Annotated in this window: 19 protein-coding genes; 11 read left to right on the plus strand and 8 right to left on the minus strand. The window is 62.3% G+C overall.

Going from position 1 to position 20,576, the window contains the following annotated elements; genetic code table 11:
- Positions 1–71: 71 nt before the first annotated feature.
- From ACQY4V_RS12080 to ACQY4V_RS12095, 4 genes are read right to left on the minus strand one after another with little or no spacing between them, the layout of a single operon-like run.
- Entirely contained in the window at positions 72–758 is a 687-nt protein-coding gene (locus ACQY4V_RS12080; protein WP_428512003.1) for an ABC transporter ATP-binding protein, read from the minus strand.
- A complete protein-coding gene (locus tag ACQY4V_RS12085) occupies positions 755–1,504 on the minus strand; it encodes an ABC transporter ATP-binding protein (RefSeq protein ID WP_428512005.1) in 750 nt (249 codons plus the stop codon). The genes ACQY4V_RS12080 and ACQY4V_RS12085 overlap by 4 nt, the downstream gene beginning before the upstream one ends.
- Positions 1,497–2,480 (minus strand): branched-chain amino acid ABC transporter permease, encoded by a 984-nt coding sequence (locus ACQY4V_RS12090; RefSeq protein WP_428512007.1) that lies wholly within the window; start codon positions 2,478–2,480, stop codon positions 1,497–1,499. Before ACQY4V_RS12090 ends, ACQY4V_RS12085 begins: the two co-directional genes overlap by 8 nt.
- A gap of 8 nt (positions 2,481–2,488) precedes the next feature.
- Positions 2,489–3,409 carry a branched-chain amino acid ABC transporter permease gene (locus ACQY4V_RS12095; RefSeq protein WP_428512009.1) on the minus strand — a complete coding sequence of 307 codons (921 nt, stop codon included), beginning with the start codon at positions 3,407–3,409 and terminating at the stop codon, positions 2,489–2,491.
- Between the two features lie 340 nt (positions 3,410–3,749).
- Between ACQY4V_RS12095 and ACQY4V_RS12100 the strand changes: the two genes are divergently transcribed.
- From ACQY4V_RS12100 to ACQY4V_RS12150, 11 genes are all read left to right on the plus strand, one after another.
- Positions 3,750–4,052 carry an STAS domain-containing protein gene (locus ACQY4V_RS12100; protein WP_428512011.1) on the plus strand — a complete coding sequence of 101 codons (303 nt, stop codon included), beginning with the start codon at positions 3,750–3,752 and terminating at the stop codon, positions 4,050–4,052.
- Positions 4,049–4,411 (plus strand): response regulator, encoded by a 363-nt coding sequence (locus tag ACQY4V_RS12105; protein WP_152493296.1) that lies wholly within the window; start codon positions 4,049–4,051, stop codon positions 4,409–4,411. Before ACQY4V_RS12100 ends, ACQY4V_RS12105 begins: the two co-directional genes overlap by 4 nt.
- A 15-nt stretch (positions 4,412–4,426) precedes the next feature.
- Positions 4,427–6,619 (plus strand): chemotaxis protein CheA, encoded by a 2,193-nt coding sequence (locus ACQY4V_RS12110; protein WP_428512013.1) that lies wholly within the window; start codon positions 4,427–4,429, stop codon positions 6,617–6,619.
- Entirely contained in the window at positions 6,612–7,082 is a 471-nt protein-coding gene (locus tag ACQY4V_RS12115; RefSeq protein ID WP_428512015.1) for a chemotaxis protein CheW, read from the plus strand. The genes ACQY4V_RS12110 and ACQY4V_RS12115 overlap by 8 nt, the downstream gene beginning before the upstream one ends.
- Positions 7,079–8,014, plus strand: a complete 936-nt coding sequence (locus tag ACQY4V_RS12120; protein ID WP_428512017.1) for a CheR family methyltransferase — start codon at positions 7,079–7,081, stop codon at positions 8,012–8,014. Before ACQY4V_RS12115 ends, ACQY4V_RS12120 begins: the two co-directional genes overlap by 4 nt.
- Complete coding sequence (locus tag ACQY4V_RS12125; RefSeq protein WP_152493300.1) at positions 8,011–8,397, plus strand: response regulator; 387 nt, start codon at positions 8,011–8,013, stop codon at positions 8,395–8,397. Before ACQY4V_RS12120 ends, ACQY4V_RS12125 begins: the two co-directional genes overlap by 4 nt.
- Positions 8,394–8,777, plus strand: a complete 384-nt coding sequence (locus ACQY4V_RS12130) for a hypothetical protein (protein WP_428512019.1) — start codon at positions 8,394–8,396, stop codon at positions 8,775–8,777. The genes ACQY4V_RS12125 and ACQY4V_RS12130 overlap by 4 nt, the downstream gene beginning before the upstream one ends.
- A gap of 47 nt (positions 8,778–8,824) precedes the next feature.
- Positions 8,825–10,042 carry a PAS domain S-box protein gene (locus ACQY4V_RS12135; protein ID WP_428512021.1) on the plus strand — a complete coding sequence of 406 codons (1,218 nt, stop codon included), beginning with the start codon at positions 8,825–8,827 and terminating at the stop codon, positions 10,040–10,042.
- An 81-nt stretch (positions 10,043–10,123) separates the two neighbouring features.
- A complete protein-coding gene (locus tag ACQY4V_RS12140; protein ID WP_428512023.1) occupies positions 10,124–10,693 on the plus strand; it encodes a PDC sensor domain-containing protein in 570 nt (189 codons plus the stop codon).
- Between the two features lie 25 nt (positions 10,694–10,718).
- The gene (locus tag ACQY4V_RS12145; protein WP_428512025.1) at positions 10,719–12,623 is read left to right on the plus strand and encodes a methyl-accepting chemotaxis protein; all 1,905 of its coding nucleotides are present in this window, start codon (positions 10,719–10,721) and stop codon (positions 12,621–12,623) included.
- Positions 12,624–12,659: 36 nt separating this feature from the next.
- The gene (locus ACQY4V_RS12150; RefSeq protein ID WP_428512027.1) at positions 12,660–13,259 is read left to right on the plus strand and encodes a chemotaxis protein CheD; all 600 of its coding nucleotides are present in this window, start codon (positions 12,660–12,662) and stop codon (positions 13,257–13,259) included.
- Positions 13,260–13,513: 254 nt separating this feature from the next.
- Here ACQY4V_RS12150 and ACQY4V_RS12155 read toward each other — a convergent pair whose 3' ends face one another.
- The 4 genes from ACQY4V_RS12155 to ACQY4V_RS12170 all read right to left on the minus strand — a co-directional run bounded on the left by ACQY4V_RS12155 (position 13,514) and on the right by ACQY4V_RS12170 (position 20,568).
- Positions 13,514–15,523, minus strand: a complete 2,010-nt coding sequence (locus tag ACQY4V_RS12155) for a CocE/NonD family hydrolase (RefSeq protein WP_428512029.1) — start codon at positions 15,521–15,523, stop codon at positions 13,514–13,516.
- Between the two features lie 190 nt (positions 15,524–15,713).
- Complete coding sequence (locus tag ACQY4V_RS12160) at positions 15,714–16,985, minus strand: ATP-grasp domain-containing protein (RefSeq protein ID WP_428512031.1); 1,272 nt, start codon at positions 16,983–16,985, stop codon at positions 15,714–15,716.
- 93 nt (positions 16,986–17,078) lie between these two features.
- Positions 17,079–19,721, minus strand: coding sequence for a cyanophycin synthetase (gene cphA, locus ACQY4V_RS12165; protein WP_428512033.1), 2,643 nt, complete (start codon positions 19,719–19,721; stop codon positions 17,079–17,081).
- Entirely contained in the window at positions 19,708–20,568 is an 861-nt protein-coding gene (locus ACQY4V_RS12170) for a cyanophycinase (protein ID WP_428512035.1), read from the minus strand. The genes cphA and ACQY4V_RS12170 overlap by 14 nt, the downstream gene beginning before the upstream one ends.
- Between the last annotated feature and the right edge of the window lie 8 nt (positions 20,569–20,576).

Here is a 20,576-nt window from a genome sequence, read left to right on the forward strand (position 1 = left end):
GAACTCCCCGCTCAAAAGACCCGTGCTCGAGATCCTTTGCCGTACCCGCAAAAGGCAGCGGTCGCGCGGCCTCACACCCCCACGTAGCGCTCCGATACATCTGGCGTCAGCTCCGCCATCGCGCCGCTCCAGACCGTCTCGCCCCGCTCCAGCAGCACCGCACGGTCCGCCACCTGCGCCAGTTCTCGCACCGACTTGTCGATCACCAGCAGCGCCATTTCGGTCGCGTCCCGCAGTTGCCCCAGCGCCGCCCAGATCTCAGCGCGCACAAGCGGCGCCAGTCCCTCGGTCGCCTCGTCCAGGATCATCAGCCGAGGGTTGGTCATCAGCGCTCGCCCGATCGCCAGCATCTGCTGTTCTCCGCCCGACAAAGAGGCTGCCACCTGTGCCGATCGCTCTTCCAGCCGTGGAAACAATTCCGCCACGCGCGCCCGGTTCCAGGGCCCAGGCCGGGCCGTGGCCAGCAGATTCTCCGCCACCGTCAGATCCCGGAAACACCGCCGCCCCTCGGGCACCAGCCCGATCCCCAGCCGGGCCGCCCCGTGGCTGGGCAACCGGTGCAGATCGTGGCCATCGAACCGCAGCACGCCGCGGATCGGCAGCATCCGGCAGATCGCCCGCACCGTCGTGGTCTTTCCCATGCCGTTGCGCCCCATCAGCGCCACCGCCTCGCCCACACCCACCTCCAGGTCAACGCCGAACAGCGCCTGGCTCACGCCATAGCGCGCCTCCAGCCCCTCGAGCCGCAAAAGGCTCATGGTTCCTCCCCCAGATAAGCCTCGCGCACCGCCCGGTCCGCCCGGATCTCCGCCACCGTGCCCTTGGCGATGATCCGGCCGTAGACAAGCACGCTGATCCGGTCCGCCAGGGCAAAGACCGCGTCCATGTCATGCTCGACCAGCAGGATCGGCGCCGTGCCACGCAGCTCGCTCAGAAACCCTGTCATCCGTTTCGAGCCTTCCGCCCCCAGCCCCGCCATCGGCTCGTCCATAACGAAGGCTCGAGGGTCGACTGTCAGCGCCATCGCCACTTCCAGTTGCCGCCGCTGCCCGTGCGAAAGGTCAGCGCACAGCGTCGCCGCCGCATCGGCCAGCCCCACCTGCGCCAACGCCGCCTCCGCCCGGTCCCGTAATTCAGCATCGCCCAGCGCCCGCCCGAAAAACCGCCAGGGCCGCGCGGTGGCGCCGAGCGCGCCCAGCAGCGCATTCTGCAGAACTGTGTCCTCCATCGCCAGCTGCGACACCTGGAACGTCCGAGCCAGCCCGTCTCTCGCCCTGGCCGCCGCGCCCAGCCGCGTGACATCCCGACCGCCCAGCAGGACCTGCCCCGCATCCGGCCGCAGAAGACCACAGATCTGCTGGATCAGCGTCGACTTGCCCGCGCCATTTGGGCCGATCACCGCATGGATTTCCCCCGGCTTCAGATCGAGAGCGATGTCCTCGCTCGCCGTCAGCGCCCCGAACCGCTTCGTGATCCCCCGCGTCTCCAGAACCGGCTCAGTCATGCGCCACGCTCCGCCCCGCCAGGAGCCCCACGAGGCCGCCCCGCGCAAAGAGTACGATCAACAGCAGGATCACCCCCAGCCAGATCAGCCAGAACTCCGTCAGTCCGCCCAACCAGTGCTCCAGCACGACAAAGACCGCAGCCCCCACCACGGGGCCAAAGAGCCGCCCGACACCGCCAAGGATGACAAGGATGATGATTTCGCCCGAGAACTGCCAGCTGAACATCGTCGGGCTGACGAACCGGTTAAGGTCCGCGAAAAGCGCGCCCGCCAGCCCGGTGATGGCGCCCGAAATCACGAACGCCACCAGTTTCAGCCGCACGGGGTTCAGCCCCACAGTCTCCACCCGCACCGGCACCTGTCTTGCTGCGTTCAGCGCCAAACCGAAAGGCGACCGCATCAGCCGCGCGTTCCCCCACAAGACCGCGCAGAGGATCGCGAAACACAAGCCGAAGAACTGGATCGGCACCAGCGTGTTCAGCCCCGGAAACCCGTTGCGAACATAGATCGACAGACCGTCCTCGCCGCCGTAGGCGCTCCAGGATATGGCGAAGTAGAAAAACATCTGCCCGAAAGCCAGCGTGATCATGATAAAATAGACGCCGCTCGTCCGCAGGCTCAGCACACCGATAACCAGCGCCGCCAGCGCCGAGGCCACCACGGCGACCAGCCAGATCACCGGCATCGACTTGGTGCCTTCGATCAGCAGAGGCCATTCCATGACCGACGTGTAGGTCTGCGCGTGATGCGCGAGGATCCCCATCGCATACCCGCCGATGCCAAAGAACACCGCGTGCCCCAGGCTCACCAGCCCGCCCAGTCCCAGCGCGATGTTCAAGCCTACAGCGGCCAGCGCCAGGATCGCCACGCGCGTCGCCAGCGTGATCGTGAATGGCTCGTCAACCGCCAGGGCCCAAAGCGGCACCGCCACCAGTCCCGCAAGCACGGCCAGGTTCAACCAGGCTTCCCTGTTCATGACCCCGTTCATGCCCGCACCCCGAACAGGCCCGTGGGCCGCCAGACCAGCACCACGCTCATCAGGATATATATTGCCATCGACGCCAGCGAGGCGCCCACCTGCGTGCCCGCCGCGGGCTCCATGAAAAGCTTGAAGAACTCGGGCAGGAAAATGCCTCCCAGCGTATCCGTCAGCCCCACCAGGATCGCGCCCACGAAGGCCCCCTTGATCGACCCGATCCCCCCGATCACGATCACCACGAACGCCAGGATAAGCACCGGCTCGCCCATGCCCACCTGCACCGACTGGATCGCGCCCACCAGCGCGCCCGCCAGCCCCGCCAGTGCCGCGCCCAGCGCAAAGACCAGCGTGTAAAGCTTCGAGATATCCACGCCCAAAGCCGCGATCATCTCGCGATCATTTTCGCCGGCGCGGATGCGAATACCTACCCGCGTCCGCTCGATCAGCAGCCACAAGCCGATGGCAACCGCCAACCCGATCCCGATCAGCGCCAGCCGGTAAAGCGGATACTGGATGCCTCCGGGCAGCGTCACAGGCCCCGACAGCGCTTCGGGAATATCGAGATAGAGCGGAAAGGACCCGAAAAGATACCGCGTCCCTTCCGAGAAGATAAGGATCAGCGCGAAGGTCGCCAGCACCTGGTCCAGGTGGTCGGTGGCATATAAGCGGCGGATCACCGTGACCTCCACCAAGGCGCCCACGGCCGCCGCGACGGCCAGTGCGGCGCCCAGCGCCAGCAGGAAGCTCCCCGTTGCCGCGGCGACCGCAGCCGCGGCGAAAGCGCCGACCATGTAAAGCGAGCCATGCGCGAGGTTGATCAACCCCATCACCCCGAAGATCAGCGTCAGGCCCGCTGCCATCAAGAACAGCATGACTCCGAACTGAACTCCGTTCAGTACCTGCTCGATGATCAGAATGCTCGACATGCGCGCCGCTTGCTCCTCCGCCGTTTCCGTGCCCGCTGCGGCTGGCTTAAACCACGCCGCCGCACCAAGGCCAAGCCCTTCGCCGGACCTTGGGGCAGCAGCACATGACACGGCAAATGGTTGGATCCCCTCCTGCGAGACGCGGCTCTCTGCGCCTCTGGGTCCGGATGGTTCGACTTCGGCCCGATTCCGACGGCACCGACTCGCGCCGCCCTCTCGAAGAACGGCAATTGTCAGACCTGATTTAGGCGTAAGTTCAATATCTTGCAGCTTAACTACATCTTAAACCCAACCCCATAGCATCGCGCCAACACCTCTTTTGCAGTGTGAAGGGTCCCGCATGACAGATAAAGACACTTCGGTCGGAGAAGCACCGCTTGACCTTCCGGAAAGACTTGATTTCGCCGCTTGCGAAACGCTGGCGACAAGCCTCGAAACCCGGCGCGGATCGGACCTGCGCCTGCAGGCAGGCCAGGTCGGCTTCCTCGGCGCGCTCGCGGCGGAAATCCTGCTGCGCGCGCGACTGCAATGGCAGCAGGACGGTGCTGCGTTCGATCTTGCCGATCCCTCTCCCGATTTCCTCCAGGGACTGGACCGCCTCGGCATTCCCCGACACGCCCTGATGCAAGAGGATTCCGCATGACCCGCATCCTTGCCGTCGATGATTCCCGAACCATGCGCAGTATGCTTCAACAGACGCTGACCGGCGCCGGATTCGAGGTGGAACTGGCCGAGGATGGTGTCGATGGTCTCGAACGCCTCCCGACCGCCACGCCTGACCTTATCATCACGGATATCAACATGCCGCGGATGGACGGGTTCGGTTTCATCGACGGGGTTCGCAAAGGCGCGCATGTGTCCAGCGTGCCGATCCTCGTACTGACAACCGAGAGCGGCGATGCGCTCAAACAACGCGCCCGCGAGGCCGGCGCTACAGGCTGGATCGTGAAGCCCTTCGACGAAGAAAAACTCGTCCAGATCATTCGGCGACTTGTGGTCTGAAGGAGGGCGCGCACTATGAACGATCTCAACCAGATGTTCTTTCAGGAATGTGACGACCTGCTGGAACAGCTTTCTGCCGGGCTGAACGACCTAGAGGCCGGGGCGGGGGACGACGAGACCATCAACAGCATGTTCCGCGCGGTGCACTCCATGAAGGGTGGCGCGGGCGCTTTCGGTCTTGATCAACTGGTTTCCTTCGCGCACGCGTTCGAAAACGTGCTCGACGATATGCGCAGCAACCGGCTGGCTGTGGGCGACAGTGTCGTCAATCTCCTTCTCACGGCCAGCGACCATCTCGCCGATCTGGTCGAGGCCGCCAGCCAGGGAACGGTGCTGTCCGCCGAACAAGGCGCGTCCATCCTGAACGACCTCAAACAGGTCAGCCTTGCGGCGAATGGCGCTTCCGGCTCGGGTGAGGAAAGCGCCGAGGAGTCCGTTGAACCGGATTTTCAGCCGACCTTCCTCGCGATCGATGGCGAGCTGCCTTCTCTGGACGACATGGGATCGGCCGATAGCGGCGGGCCGGTGACCATCCGCTTCAAGGCATCGCCGCAGCTCTTCGCGAACGGCCACGATCCCGCAATCCTGTTCCGTAGCCTGGAGGCGTTGGGAACGCTGCGGATCGAAGCCGAGCTCGACGCGGTGCGACCACTTTCCGAGGGGCCGTGGTCCGTCCCGGCTTTGAGCTGGACACTTGACTTCCGTGCTGACGATGCGGTCGACGAGGCCGCAATTCGCGAAGTTTTCGAGTTCGTCGAAGGTCTGTGCGAGCTCGAAATTTCCACGCCGCTCGCCCTCACGTCCGCCTTGCCTTCCCTGCCGGAACTGTCGGACCCGGTTTCCGACGGCCCGGACGACACCGACCCCGACGTGCCAGGCGTGGTGCCGTCAAATGGCGGGACCACGCCTGTTGCCGCTGGTGCACCACCTGCAGACAGCGGGGCGGCACCCCCGCCTGCCGGCGCCCCGAGAACGGCAAATTCCCGTACCAGCACCATTCGCGTTGACCTCGACCGGGTCGACCGGCTGATCAACCTCGTGGGCGAACTCGTTATCGCGGAGGCCATGCTGCGGCAATCGATGGACGAGATGTCCGGTTCAGGCAACGGTGGCGTCGACGAGGCAATGAGCCAGCTCAAGACGCTCTCCGGTGCGATCCAGGAAAGTGTCATGGCGATCCGGGCCCAGCCGGTGCGCAGTCTGTTTCAACGCATGTCCCGTATCGTCCGCGAAACAGCCCGGGAGGCCGGGAAATCGGCGCGCCTCGTGACAGTGGGCGACGCGACCGAGGTCGACAAGACCGTTACCGAACGCCTGGTCGAACCGTTGACGCACATGATCCGCAACGCCATCGACCATGGCCTCGAGACACCCCAGGCACGTCGCGACGCCGGCAAGGATGACCGCGGGACCGTTACGCTCGAAGCCAGCCACAGATCGGGCCGGGTGGTCATCGTCATCAAGGATGACGGCGCTGGCATCAACCGTCCGAAAGTGCGTCAGATCGCCATCGAGAAGGGTCTGATACGCGCCGAGGACGACCTCAGCGACTCCGACATAGACAACTTGCTGTTTCGCCCCGGCTTCTCGACCGCGGGCGAGATCTCCAATCTCTCGGGCCGTGGGGTCGGTATGGATGTGGTCCGCAACGAGATCCAGTCCCTTGGCGGCCGGGTCAGCTTGCAATCGGTGCCCGGGCGCGGCACCTCCGTCACGGTATCGCTGCCACTTACCCTCGCGGTTCTCGAAGGCATGGTCGTAAAGGTTGCCGATCAGTCCCTCATCGTGCCGACTTTGCCGCTTCGCGAGATGCTGCAGCCTGGCCAGGCCAAGGTGCACACGCTGTGCGATGGCGACAACGTCCTGTCGCTGAACGGCGAAATGGTTCCGATCAAGGATCTCGGCGCCGCGCTGGGCTTTCGCGCCGCGCCTGTCGGCCTCGACAGTCAGTCCCTTCTTCTGATCGAGGGAGAGACGGGACACCGCTACGCGCTCGCCGTGGATGGCATCGCCGAGCAGCGCGAGGTGGTGATCAAGGGCCTCGAACAGAACTACCAGAAAATACCCGGAATCGCGGCGGCAACGATCCTCGGCGACGGCAAGATCGCACTTATCGTAGACACCGACCAGATGATTGCACCACCGGGTCAGGGCGGATGGGTCGATCGCGCCTGGCCAGACGCCACAGGAGATATTCATCATGCGTGAAGTCCAAGCCGAAACAAAGACCGCCAACCGGGTGGAGATCGTATGCTTCACGGTCGAGGACCAGGATTTCAGCATCGAGATCTCGCATGTGCTGGAAATCCGCGGTTGGACCAGCACCACGACGCTGCCTCATGCGCCGGATTTCGTGGTCGGAATGATGAATCTTCGCGGCACGGTTCTGCCGGTCGTCGACCTCTCGTTGCGACTTGGCTTCGGCAAGACCGAGCCCGGCAAGCGGCATGTTATTATCATTGCCCAGATCGACGACAAGATCGTCGGTTTCCTGGTCGATGCGGTTTCCGACATCATCACCGTTGACGAAGCCCAGATGCAGGCGACGCCCGACGTGTCCTCCTCGCGCACCCAGGCTTTCATTCGCGGGGTCCACTCCCTCGATGACAAGCTCGTGCGCGCTATCGATGTGCGAGAGGTTCTGCCACAAGAGGCTCCGTTGAGCGCATGAGCGACGAACCGCAGGTCACTGCACCGCCCCTGATCAGTCCCCGCGATTTCACGATCGTCGCCAACCTGCTCAAACGGATGACGGGCATTCACATCGGAAGCAACAAGCGCGCAATGGTGTCAGGTCGCCTGGCCAAACGGCTGAAGGCGCTGGGCATCGGATCGGTCGAGGCATATTGCGACTGGCTGCAGAAGCCCGGCAACGAAGCCGAGCAGGATGCCTTTGTCTCCGCGCTGACCACGAACATGACGCGCTTCAATCGCGAAGAACATCACTTCAACCACCTCTCAGAACATGTTCTTCCCCGGCTGACGGAGGCCGCACGGTCCGGCCGCCGGGTGCGCTTCTGGTCCGCCGCCTGCTCGACCGGCGAAGAGGCATTTGATATTGCGTTTCGCCTCCTCGAGATCTGCCCCGAGGCGGCGCGCCTCGACCTGCGCATCCTTGCGACTGATATCGACAAGTCGGCCCTCGGCACTGCGCGTGCCGGGCTCTATCCGACGTCCAGCCTGTCGGACCTGCCCGAGGCGCTTGCCGATCGCTACGTGGATCGCGCGGACGCCCCCTCCGGCATGGTGCGCGTTGCACCCACAGCGCGAGACCTGATCACGTTCCGGTGCCTGAATCTGAACGCCGAATGGCCTTTTCAGCGCGGGTTCGATGTCATCATGTGCCGCAATGTGACGATTTACTTCGACGAGGCGACCCAGATCCGCCTGTGGGAGCGCTTGGCAGACCGCGTCGTGGCCGGCGGCGCCCTCTATGTTGGCCATTCCGAAAACCTGCCCGAACACATCGCCACCTCGTTCATTCAACAAGAGCGTGGCGCCTTCTGCCGCCCTGCCGCCGCCGTGTCCCGACAAGCGTCAATGCTCAAAATCGCAAAGGGCGCCGACAGGCATCGCACAGACATAAATGGAGGCCTCGGATGAGCCTGAAAGACAAACTGCATATCCTTGTCGTCGACGACATGTCGACCAGTCGCGGGCTTCTCACTCAGGCCCTCGACGAACTCGGGATCAAAAATTACCGAACCGAGGCGGATGGCCACACCGCCTGGAGCAGCCTCGCCTCCAAGCCGGTGCACCTCGTGATCTCCGATTTCAACATGCCGCGGATGGACGGGCTCCAACTGCTCGAAGCGATCCGCTCGCACCGCGCCATTGCGAGGACCGGCTTCATCCTCGTAACCGGTCGCGCCGACAAGGAGATCCTCGAGCGCGGGACGCGGTTGGGCATGAACAACTACCTCAAGAAGCCGTTCCAGACCGCACAGTTGAAGGCTTGCATCGAAAAAGTCGTCGGTCGCCTTTGAGCCAGATTTCCCGAAAGCAGGAGCGTTCCGTGTCTTTTCCTTCCATCGCCCGCATTCTCGAAATTCTCGCTGACGAGACGGACGATCTTGCGGCCATCGCGGAAAGGCTGGACGCGTTGATCCCCGAACTGGTCGCGCATCTTCCGGAGCATGGCACCTCCGACCTGCGCGACCTGCAGCGCGTCGATGCTCTCTGGCAGCATTTGAGAGACATTTCCCGGGTGCTCCAGACGCTCTCAAGCATGACGGTTGCAGACGTGCCCGTCGATCTCGCGCCCCTGATTGCTCAGGTCCGGCTCGACTATTTCCGGCATCGGCTTCTGGATGATCCCGTGAAACCCGCTCTCGGGCTGGGCGATGGCCAGCCGATCCTGTTCTGAAACCCCCGCGGTGGAAGCGAGCCGCCTGCCTCTGAGAGGACCACGCCATGCAACAGACAACAAGAACAAGCGACCGCGCGACCATGCCGGGCGGCGAGGTCGATTTTCCGCGCGAACAGCTCCTGGCTTCCGCGACGGACACACGCGGCGTCATACGCTACGCGAACTCGGAATTCTGCAGGGTTGCTGGCATGTCGAAAGAGGAACTGGTCGGCGCGCCACACAAGGTGGTACGCCACCCCGACATGCCGCGCGGCCTGTTTCACTTGATGTGGCAACGGCTTCAAGCCAGGCTTCCGGTCTGCGCCTATGTCAAGAATGCGTCCGCCGACGGCCGATACTACTGGGTCTTCGCATCCATCACACCGACCCGGGACGGTTACCTGTCGGTAAGGATCAAACCCGGGTCCGATTTCTTCGAGTTCACGCGCGACATCTACACCGACGCGCTTGCCGAAGAAGCACGCGGCCTTCCGCCCGACAAAAGCGCCGAATATCTGGTGAAGCGCCTGTCGGAAAAGAACTTCCCCGATTTTGAATCATACGCATTCGCAGCTCTGAATGCCGAGTTCTCCCTGCGCGAGGATATCGACGAGACCGCCGATGCGGACCTCCGGAAAATCTCGAAACTGACCGACATGATGACTGAGGCCGAGGCGCTTGTTCACAAGATAATCTCGATTTTTCAGCAAGTTCGGGGCGAACCCATCAACTTGCGGATTCTTTCCAGCCGGCTGGAGGGGGCAGGTGTGGCGATCGGCACGATTTCAAAGAACTACGAGACGATGTCGGACGACATGTACCAAATGGTCGAAAGGCTGCGCTGTGACAATACCGGACTGCTGGTGCGAATGCGGGCCGCCCTCGCCCATGCTCACAGCGCGTCGCAGATGTCGGCGCTGATGGACCTGACCGCGAAGCAGTCAGCGTTGAAGCACAATTCCTCCAGTCGCGGGCACGGCGGTCGGGATATACTTCATGCGCAGGCCGAGTCCCTTTCCGAGATCAGCCGCGCCGCGGTCTCCGATGTCGCCACCTTGGGCAAGATCATTCCGGACGTTTGTCGCCAATTGCGACGTCGAATAAACGGGCTCGATCTGGTCAAGCTTCTCTGTCGGGTCGAAAGCGGCAGAATGAGCGACATAGACAGTGGGCTGCTCGGCATCATCCACCGCCTGGAGCACGCGCATCACCAGACCGACCGTCATCTGGCTGCCCTGTCCGCGACCGCAATTCAGATTGATTCAACATCAACGGCACTCTGAGCCGCGCGGGTTCAGAGGATATTAAATCTTATCGACGAACATACGGACCAATAAGACCACTTTCCAGAATCCGGAGGGATAATGAAACATACAGTCACCAACTTCGCACTCGCCTGCATGCTCGCTTCTGGCGCTGCCGCGTCCGGCGATTATGACGCGGCGCTCAAGAATCTCGCGAACAATACCATCGCAGAATGGGTAACAGACCCCCTCGTGCTCGAGGTACTTCGCATTCAGAATGTCGCGCACGAGAACCTTACAGAAGGCGAGATCATTGCGCTCGATGCCACTTGGCGAGAACAGGTAATCTCCGGCGGCGCCCTCGTCGACAGCATCCTGTCGAACGGCCTTTCCTCCCACCTTCGGGAGATACAGACGCAAGGCGCCGGACGTTACACCGAAATCTTCATAACCGATGCCCGCGGACTGAATGTCGGCCAAAGTGACGTGACCTCCGATTACTGGCAGGGCGACGAAGACAAGTGGCAAGTGCCCCACGCCACATCCGGTATTCACATCAGTCCCGCCGAATTCGACGAATCATCGCAGGCATACCAGAGCCAGATCAGCCTTCCGATCATGGATGATGGGACGTTCGTCGGGGTGATCACGGTCGGCGTCGACCTCGAGATGCTCGCTTCTGCCAACTGAACCACCCTTCTCACGGGAGCCCGAGATGACCATGACCGCCCCTATCGCCGGCACCAATCCTGGCCGGATCAAGACCGCTTTCGCGGCGCTCAGCATCCGCGCGAAGCTTGCCATCGCTGTTGCCTTGGGCTTTCTCGCAACCTTCACCGTCAGCTTCGTCCTGCTCGATCTAAATCTCAAGTCCATGAGCATGGAGCAACAAGCTGAGGACGAGGTCTTCATCGCTGACATGCTGGCCAACCAGATGCGAGCCCCGATTCAGTTCAAGGACGGGGACCGGATTGCCGAAGTGTATGCATCCGCGACAGAACGTGATGCCTCCCTGATCGCAGTCGAGGTCGTTCATGTATCCGGTGAGCAGTTGGCCGAATACGCGGCCAGAAGTACGAAATCGCCTCAGGTCCAAGCAATGATCGCAAGGGCTCTGGCCGACAAGGAACTGGCACACGCCGGCGAAGGCGATACGCATGCCGTTGCAGTTCCGGTCATGGCAAAAGATGGTATTACGCTTCTTGGCGCGGTCGGCTTCCTATGGGACAATGGCACGTTCATTGCCGCGCAAAAGATGCAGATCCTGCAGGTCCTGGGAACCAGCGCCGTGGTCGCGTTGGGCGGCCTCGTGGCAATCTTTTTCGCCATCTCTCATCTGGTGACCGGGCCAATCAAGTCGCTGAGCAGCGCAATGCGCGCGGTCGCGAGCCACGACTACACCGCGAATATTCCCGGGATCAACCGTGGGGACGAGATCGGTGTCATGGCACAAGGGCTTCAGCAATTCCGTGACACGCTGGCCCGCGACGAAGCAGAAACCCGGGCCCGGCACGAGTCGACGACCCTGAGACAGAAACTCTTGCATCACCTTGGAGAACGCATGTCCCGCCTTGCATCGGGTCGGACGGATTGCTCCATCAATCTCGGTGACTTCGAGGGACTCGACTCCGATCACATCGAAATCGGCAAGAATTTCAACGAAGTCGTGGCCAGCCTTCGCAAGATGCTCACGACGATCGTGTCCACAGCCGAAAGTGTACGCACCAGCTCGCAGGAAATCTCCGAGGTCGCCGAGGACCAGTCGAAACGGTCCGAGGCTCAAGCGGCGACGCTGGAAGAGTCCGCTGCGGCCATCGAGGAATTGAACAATAGCGTGCAGACAACTGCGACACTCGCAGTCGATGCCAACGAACGTATCGCGGACAACAAGAAACGTGCGGCCACCGGCGGCGACGTCGTGGGCAAGACAGTCAAGGCCATGCGCGACATCGAGGAGTCGTCGCAACAGATCACCGCGATCATCGGTGTCATTGACGACATCGCGTTCCAGACGAACCTTTTGGCGCTCAATGCAGGCGTCGAGGCCGCCCGGGCGGGTGATTCCGGCCGCGGATTCGCCGTCGTGGCCTCGGAAGTCCGCGCTCTTGCACAGCGCGCCTCGGACTCGGCCAATGAAATCAAGGAATTGATAATGCGTTCCAGCGAACACGTTACCGAGGGAAGCGATCTTGCGAACCAGGCCGGCGCTGCGCTGAGCGACATAATCGATGGTGTCAATCATGTGTCCGACCTCGTTTCTCAGATTGCCACCGGATCCAGCGAACAGGCGGCAAACCTGGCGGAAATCAAGGAAAGCGTGACGGAACTCGATAAGGTGACGCAACAGAACGCTGCAGTGATCGAGGAGTCCTCTGCAGCCAGCCGCAGCTTGAGCAATGAAGCGCAACGCATGACGGACATCCTGCGTCAATTCAGTCTCGACGAGTTGAGCGAAGACACAGCGCCGTCCGCGCTCCAAATCCCCGCATCCGCGCGAAAGACAGGCTGGGAAGACGAAATCGCGAGGACGGAGCCGCAGAACGCGTCGGCAGTCAAGATTGCCGCCCCAGCCGTTTCCTCCGCCGCTGTGAACGGACAGGAAGACTGGCATGAATTCTGATCGCGCATGTGCTTCGGCACCGTGCGAGGAGGTCTCATGACACATCTTGGCAACCGCGCAGAATCGCGGTCAAACATGACCGACGCACCTGGTCCCGGTTCGATCGAAGGCGCCGTCTTCGTTCCTCTCTTTCAGGGCGAGACCCGAATTTCAGACCGTCGGGAAGAAGTCATGACCACCATTCTGGGCTCCTGCATCGCTACCTGCATGTGGGATCCCGTCGCCGGTGTCGGAGGCATGAACCACTTTCTGCTTCCGGGCGACACCGGAGATCGCGGGACCAACATGCGTTACGGCGTCAATGCCATGGAACTTCTGGTCAACGGCCTGCTCAAGAAAGGCGCGGACCGCACCCGCCTGAATGTCAAGATCTTCGGCGGCGCAAAGATGTTCGAGGGCGGCGCCGAAATCGGTGCTAAGAATGCCAGTTTTGCCGAATGGTACCTGTCGAACGAAGGCTTCAAAATCACGGGTAGCTGCCTTGGTGGATCCCGCGGGCGAAAGATCAGGTTCTGGTCGGCGTCGGGTCGGGTCCAACGATGCTTCATGTCAAACATCAGCGATCCGATCATCGCATCGCCCGTCCGAAACAAGCCCAGAAACACACCATCGCAGGGCGATATCCAGCTATTCTAGGGATTTACCGACCTGACGTGCCCCAATCGGCACCCCCCTCACCTTCTCTGATCACAGACTCTCGGAACCTCTCGCCTTCACGCCGGTTTCGCAGTGGGTAAGAACAGATCGTTCAAGACACCGTTGTGGAGGCCTGGCGGCAATTCATGGCGTTCGGAGCACCGACGTTCACGCTGAGAATGATGCCCGCGGCCGCAGGAATCCACAAAGGCGTCTTCGGTCAAGTGCCACGTCGGTCAGTGTGGGCCGCGCCGTCAATTGTGATCGCGGGGAACACGCACGTCCCAGTCAAGGTCGCGCACGCAGGTGTCGTCGAGAAACGCCTGCAACCGCGCCTCGATGCGGTACTCGCTCTTGTCACCGGTCAGTTTTGTCCACGTCACCGTGCGAACCATCCATTCATCGCGCCGCATCTCGTGGGTCCAGGTCACCTCTCCCTCCGCGGACGTCGGGTCATCGGGAAGGATGGTGTAGCGTTCGGCGGCTTTCGCCGCGTGGAAAAACTCCTGCCGCCGGATCGTCGCCGCCCCCTCATCGTCGACCACCTCGATCAACAGCCGTCCGGTGTCCGTATCCTCCGAGATCGACCATGACGCGGACGAGGCTCTTTCCACCTCGAGTTCCAGCGGCTCGGCGGCCCTTGCCGGACCGAACGCATCCACCGGCATCGGCGCCGCGCTGCAAAGTGGCAGATCAAGCCGGCATTCGCCCGTAAGAACCGTCAGCGTCACGGGCTCGGGCGCCGGCCACGCGATCGGGAAATAGCTTGTGGACAGACCCAGACGGATGCGATGTCCTGCTCGGAATGTCTGGGCGACATGCTTCATCGGCACGGTGACGGTATAGGTCTGTCCGGGCTCGAGCGTTTCGGGATGCTCGTGACTGTTGCGATGCGTCAGGTTCAAGAGCCCATAGCTGACGCGCGTTGCCGCCCCGTCCGGGGCCACATCCATCAGCCGCGCGGCAACCTGAGCCACGGGCCTATCCACTTGGAATGCCATCGAAAAAGCCGGGTCGCCGACCATGTGCCGATCGTCTTCCAGCGGTGCGGTCTCAAACGTCAGGCTTCCCGCATCTTCGCGCCTTTGGTCCCCCGGCTGGTCGCCCGGATGACCGTAAGAGCACCACTTGCCGCCGTGCCGCCCGACCCAAAGCGGTGAACACAGCTTCAGTGGCTCACCCGGCCCGGCCCGGCCCAGCCCGCCATCCGACGAAAGCGCGAATGAACTCCGCGTGATCTGCGCCGAGGGCCATGAAGCAAGGTCGATCCAGTGCCCCGACCGTTCCTCGTAATGGGTTTGCGGCATGGCGTGATCCTGCAGAAAGACGCGCAGCTTCGGCTCGTCGGCGATCCCGGTGTCCTGTCCCTTCAGCCACTGGTCCCACCATCGCGTCTCTTCCGTCAGCCAATCTATGGCCGGCCCCGGTTCGCCCAGATGCGGATAGCGATGCGACCACGGGCCAATCAGCCCCTTGACCGGCGCTTTCAGGTTCTCGACGAGCCGGAAGACCGCCCGGCAGTACCCGTCGGCCCAGCCGCTGACGGCGTAGACAGGCACCTCGATATCCGAAAAGTTCTCGCAGACCGACCCGTGTTTCCAGAACGCATCCCGCCTTTGGTGCTGCATCCAATTCTCCAGCCACAGGCCAGATCCGTCCAGTCGCTCTTCCCACATCGTCCGCCAGCGGTCGCCCACATGCGCCGGGTCGGGCGGAAGGGTGTTGATGCCGAACATCACCGACGCCCAGGACAGGTGATCCCCAAGCAGCGTGCCGCCCATGTAGTGGATATCGTCGGCATAGCGATCGTCGGTCGAACAGATCGTGACCACCGCCTTCAATGCCGGCGGGCGCAGCGCCGCCAGTTGCAGGCCATTGAATCCGCCCCAGGAAATGCCGACGATCCCGACCCCGCCATCGCACCAGTCCTGCGCGGCGATCCAGGCGATTACGTCACATCCGTCCTGCAGCTCGATGTCGGTATATTCATCCGTCATCAACCCTTCGGATTCGCCGGTTCCCCGCAGGTCGACGCGCACATAGGCATAGCCCTGCGCCGCCATCCAGGGCGCCCGCGCGTGGTCGCGCTCCAACGTCTTGTCGTTCTTTCGATAAGGGATGAATTCCAGGATTGCCGGCACAGGCAGGTCCTCTGAACCTTCCGGCATCCAGATGCGGGCGGCCAGCCGCGTGCCGTCGGGCATCGGAATCTCCAGATGCTCGATCTCGTGGATGGTCTGCGGCAGAGGATGATCGATCTTCATATCAGCGTCCGGGTAGCGGCTTCAGGGAGTTCTCCAGCGTGGGGCTACTGCCTCTACTGCCCGATGTCCAGCCGCCACCGGGCAAGGGAAAATCCCAAGCCAGCACGGAACCCGCTCTGTCGACGATCAACCGGAAATTTAAAGAAACCGGGCTGGCGGAACCGTTCCAAACGGCTCGCGCTCTTTCGCCCTACTCCACGATATCCGTGAATTCGTAGTTCAGCCTCTTCATGACCTGCTCGTAGTTCCAAAGCAGCTTCGACTGTTTCTGCGCGCCCATCCAGACCGACGCCACCGCATAGCTGTAGGCGTCCTGCTCCGGCAGTTCCGACAGTTTCGACCCCTTGCTGACATAAGAGGTGATCCGCGTGCCCTCGACCTGCTCGGCGGCGACCTCCACCTCGGCCCGCGATGGCGCGCGGGCCACCGTCGCGTCGTTGAAGAACACCCGGTAGAAGAACTCCGCCGCGACGGTTTCCGGCCCTTCGCCCTTGGGCATGTCCGGCTTGCGGCCCAGGCCAAGGTCCACAGTCACCTGCTGGTGACTGACCCCGTCGACCATCTCGAATAGGTCGCAGTGCGATTGCGCGATGCGGGTGTTGATCTCCAGCAGCCAGATCTGGTTCTGCACCTCGTCCCAGTAATACTCGATGTTGAAACCGGCATTGTCGTAGCCGATGTGCTTCATCACCGTCTTGGTGATCTCTGCCATCTGCTCCTGGATACGTGGCGGCAGGGTGGACGGGTAAAGATAGTAGAAAAAGCTCAGAACCTGTGGATAACGGATCGAGTCGACCACGCCGTAGGGTACGACCTCGCCATCATGCACATAGCCCTCGACGGTGCATTGGCGCCCGCCGATCACCCGCTCGGCCATACAGTAATGGCCCTCCACGGCTTTCACGTCATCGGGCAGGTCGGCCTGGTTCAGGACATAGTTGAACGGCTCGGAAATCTCGTTGATCTCGGCGCGGAAGGCTTCGGTCGCATAGGCGAAATCCTCAGGGCTGTCGATGCGGAACCCCAGGCGAGAGCCCGATGACTTGATCGGCTTCACGAAGAACGGAAACCGCAGGCCGGCCTCGCCGATCTTGGACAATGCCTCGTCGTCGAACGGGTCGAAAGCGGTGAAGTTCGGAACGTGGTCGGGAATGACCTCGGCCATCACCTTGCGCGACCAGTACTTGTGCTCGCATTTCAGCAGCGATTCCAGCGACGCGTTTCGCACACCGTATTTCTTGCACAAAAGCGGCAGCATGGTGGACACGGGAAAGTCGATATAGCCCACGATCGCGTCAATCGAACCGTCGAAGGCGTCCAGCGTCTCCTCGGCCCGGCGCAGCATGTCGGGAATATCGAAAATCTGCGTATCGGATACTTCCGCAGAGGTGAGAAGCGGGTGGAAGTTCACGTCCTCGACGCCGCGAAGGCGCTTCAACCGCGCCGCATTCAGTTCGTTCATTCCAACGACGAAAACGTTTTTTGTCATATCACTCCCTCGGTTATCAACGCCGTTGCGACGGCGTTGTTCCCTGTCTAATTGCGCGAACGTGGCTTACGTCTGCCCCAGGTCAGACTGCGCCCCGTAACTGCGGCCTTTCAGGCGCTCTGTGGCACCTTCGATGTCATCGACCAGCAGCAACAGGAAATCACCCGGTTTGGCCTCGCCGATGGCGCGATCTATCGCGGCCTGCTCGTCCATGATGATCTCGACCGTTCCGGCGGATCCGGCATCCTTGGCGCCCTTCTCGATCAGCCCGGCGGTCTCACCTTCGCTGCGTCCGCGCGCGTCCGTTTCATAGACATAGACCGCGTCGCACATCTTGGCCAGTTGGGCGCCCAGCGCCGCAAGGTCCTCGTCCCGGCGGTTGCCCGGGGCCGTGGCCACGGCGATCTTGCGCTGTTGGCCAAGACCGTTGACCAGCGGCTCCAGCGCCTCGAGCGCCGGCACGTTGTGGCCATAGTCGATCAGGCATTTGACGCCATCGGCCTCGAAGTAGTTCGTCCGCCCCGGCATCTGCGCCGGTGTGGGGTGGAAGCTGAGCAGGCCTGCACGGATGTCATCGATTTCCAGCCCGTGCGCCAGTGCGGCGGCCGTGGCCGCCATGGCATTCTGCACGTTGAAGGGCGCATGCCCCTCGAAGGAAATCGGCACGTCGTTGACGGCGGCCACCTCGACCTCGACCTGACCGCGCAACAGCACGATCCGGCCTTGGCGCACGGTGATGACCATCTTGTGGTTGGCAAGGTGCTCCTTGAGGTCCGGGTTGTCGGGGTTCATCGTGAAATAGATGATCTCGCCCCGCGCCCAGTAGGTGCCCTGATCCATCACCAGCGGGTCATCGGCGTTCAATACGCAGAACCCGCCGATCTTCTTGACCGCATCGACCACCACGGTCTTGCACCGTGCCAGTTCTTCGAGCGTGTGGATATCGCGCTCGCCCAGGTGGTCGGATGCGATGTTCAGCAGAACGCCCACGTCGCATTCGTCAAAGCCGAGGCCCCGGCGCATGATGCCGCCGCGTGCGACCTCGAGCACGGCGTGTTCCACGGTCGGCTCGCGCAGCACCGCATGGGCCGCGGCGGGCCCGGAATAGTCGCCGCGCAGGATGACGTGGTTGTCGATCTCGATCGTGCCGGTACAGCCCATGCCCACCGAATTGCCCGCCTGCCGCAGGATATGCGTGATCAGGCGTGTCGTGGTGGTCTTGCCGTTGGTGCCGGTGATGGCGGTGATCGGAATGCGCCCGTCATCCGTGGGGTCGGGGAACAACATGTTGACGACCGCCTCGCCCACCGCACGCGGTTTGCCATGGGTCGGTGCCATGTGCATCCGAAAGCCCGGCCCGGCGTTGACCTCGACCACGCCCGCCGATTGCTGATCCAGCGGCTTGGACAACGTTTCGGCCAGAAGGTCGATCCCGATGATATCGAGACCCACCAGCCGGCCGATCCGCTCCATCGCGAACTTGATCTCGGGATGCACCTCGTCGGTCAGGTCCGTCGCCGTCCCGCCGGTCGAGATGTTGGCGGTGGATTTCAGATAAACAATTTCACCTTTTTCCGGCACCGACTCGAGCGTCAGTTCAGCCTGCTCCAGCAGGCGCATGGTCTGTTCGTCCACGTGGATCTGGGTCAGCAGGTTCTCGTGGCCCACACCGCGGCGCGGGTCCTTGTTTTCCTCGTCGATCAGCTGCTGGATCGTCGATTTTCCATCGCCCTCGACATGGGCGGGGCGGCGGCGTGCGGCGGCCACCAGCTTGCCGTCGACCACCAGGATACGGTGATCCTCGCCCTTGATATAACTTTCAACGATGACGGCGCCGTAATCGTCGCGGCACCGCGCCAACGCGGCCTCGTAGCCCGATTTCAGCTCTTCCTCGTTGGTGATGTCGGTGGTCACGCCGCGCCCGTGGTTGCCCGACAAAGGCTTGGTGACGACCGGCCAGCCGATCCACTCGGCGGCGTCTTTGACCTCTTCCCAGCTATATCCGATATAGCCCTTGGGAACGGCCACGCCGGCGTCGTCCAGCACCTGCTTGGTCCACTCCTTGTCGTCGGCAATCGAGTGGCCGATGATGCCCGACGCATCTGTCACCGTGGCCTGGAACTTGCGCTGCTTCACGCCGTGCCCGAGCTGGGTATAGCTCGTGCCCTCGGTCAGGTTGTACCACGGGATGTTGCGCGCCTTGGCCGCGTTCACGATCGAGCCGGTCGACGGCCCAAGCGCGTTGGCGTCCCGCACCTCTTTCAACCGGTCGATTACCGGCTCCAGCTCCACATCCTTGCCGTCATACAGCGCCTGGACAATCTCCACTGCCTCCTCGCCGCAGGCGATGCCGGTTGCCTCGTCGCGATAGCGATAGACGACGTGATAGACCCCCTTGTCATAGCTGTCGACGGTCTTGCCGTAGCCCACCGAAAAACCGATCATGTTCTGCAATTCGATTGCCACATGCTCGACCATGTGACCGGCCCAGGTGCCTTCCTTGACCCGGGACAGGAACCCGCCTGCCTCTCCGACCGAACAGCGATGCTCGTATATCGTGGGGATCAGGGATTGAAGCTTGTCGGCAATGCCGTCGACCTTGTCACTCGGCCGGTCTTCCAGTTCCTCGATGTCCAGCCGCATGTAGATCGATTGGTAGCGGCTGTAATAGTTCGGTCCGCGCAGCGCACGGTGTTCAAGTATACGCATCCTTCAGCTCCAGGCTCTCGGCCCCAAGCTGTTTGGCACTCAGGACCTGCCGGTCCGCCAGGTTGTATCCATCACCCTCGACCAGCGCATGCATCACGACGTTGTGGACGCTCACCGCCTCACCGTCTGACAAGTCGAATACATTGCAACTGGTTATCCTTGAACTGTCAACGAGGATTACGTGACCGGGTCCAAAGGCCTTTATTATACCGCCCTCGAACAGCACGGCCGCATCTTCGCCAAGTCCGATTCCCAGGTATTCGGGGTTCGTCGCCCCCACTTCCATCAGCCGCGAGAAGCGGCCCCGCTCCAGGAAATGGGTGTCGATGATGACCCCTTCGATCAGGCCGAAACCCGCGCTCATCTTGACCGCGCCCTTGCGCAGACTGTCGATCGCGCTGCCGCCATAGACCATGGTCGTGGATTGGCACGCAGCACCCGCGCTGGTGCCGGCGATGACCGCGCCCTCGTGGTAGATGCCACGGATCGCCTCCAGCGACTTTGATGCGCCGAAGATGCTGGTCAGGCGCATCTGGTCGCCGCCCGAGATGAACAGCACGTCGCTCTTTCGGATCATGTCGACCATCTTGGGATCATCGGCATCGCGCCTTTCGCGGATGCGCACATCCAGCACCTCGGACGCGCCCAGCGCGTCGAAGGCTTCCTCGTAGGCCGGAAAGACCTCATCGGGGATGCTGCTGGCCGTGGTGATCACGCCGACCACCGGACTCTCTTTGTTGGAGAGTTTCAGCACGCGCCCCAAAATCGCCGCCTTGGCGGATTTGTCTTCGGCGCCGCCAATCGCGACCAGTTTGCCTCGGGGCCTCGGTTTCACGGACATATCCATCGAACGAC

Origin of the sequence: Roseovarius sp. (assembly GCF_965277045.1) — a bacterium.
In the GTDB taxonomy this organism is placed as follows: domain Bacteria; phylum Pseudomonadota; class Alphaproteobacteria; order Rhodobacterales; family Rhodobacteraceae; genus Roseovarius.